Here is a 610-nt window from a genome sequence, read left to right as displayed (position 1 = left end):
TAGGTGTCGGTTGCCCCGTTTGGAGATGCGGGTCTTGCCCCTGACGGAGGTGCCGCTTTGCTTTTCCACCACATCGAAGCCGGCGAAGGAGGCGAGTTGCTTTCTGCTGCGCATCAGGCTAAAGCCAGACGTCTCGCCCAGCACGGTAAGGGCCGTAAGCTCACCCACCCCACAGATCGAGCAGAGCAGCATTACTACCTGCCGTACCTCGGCGTCGCTCTTGACAAGGGCATGGAGCTCCTGGAGCACCTGCCGCTCCTGGTTGTTGAGAAATGCGATCCGGGCCTCGGTGCGCTTCAGGGTACCTGCGAGCGGAGCGTGGCTGTGGCGCAGGGCATGGAGCTCGTTTTTGACGGCGGTGCGCTCCTCCACAATCGAGCCCCGCTCGCGCGTGAGGCGGCGCAGAGTGCGGTAGATGCCCTGCGGCGCCTGCCAAAGCTCCACGCTGCGCTCCAGCGAAAAGCGGCAGATGCCATCGGCGCAGGTGGCGTCGGTGAGGGTCTTTACCTCCAACGTGCGCAGGTAGGCCGACATGCGGTTGGGCAGCACCACGGAGACCTCCGCACCCCTGTCGTGGAGGAAGAAGGCGAGCTCCTCGTGATAGCAGCCC

1 protein-coding gene is annotated in these 610 nt (G+C 64.4%); it reads right to left on the bottom strand.

What is annotated here, in order from left to right; translation table 11 throughout:
- A partial coding sequence (locus ABD937_RS23800) for a transposase (protein ID WP_345258588.1) occupies window positions 1-610 on the bottom strand: 610 nt, incomplete at both ends.

The organism is Flaviaestuariibacter amylovorans (assembly GCF_039541815.1).
In the GTDB taxonomy this organism is placed as follows: domain Bacteria; phylum Bacteroidota; class Bacteroidia; order Chitinophagales; family Chitinophagaceae; genus Flavisolibacter; species Flavisolibacter amylovorans.
The sequence above is the reverse complement of the archived record's forward strand: the minus strand, read 5'-3'. Positions and strand labels throughout refer to the sequence as shown.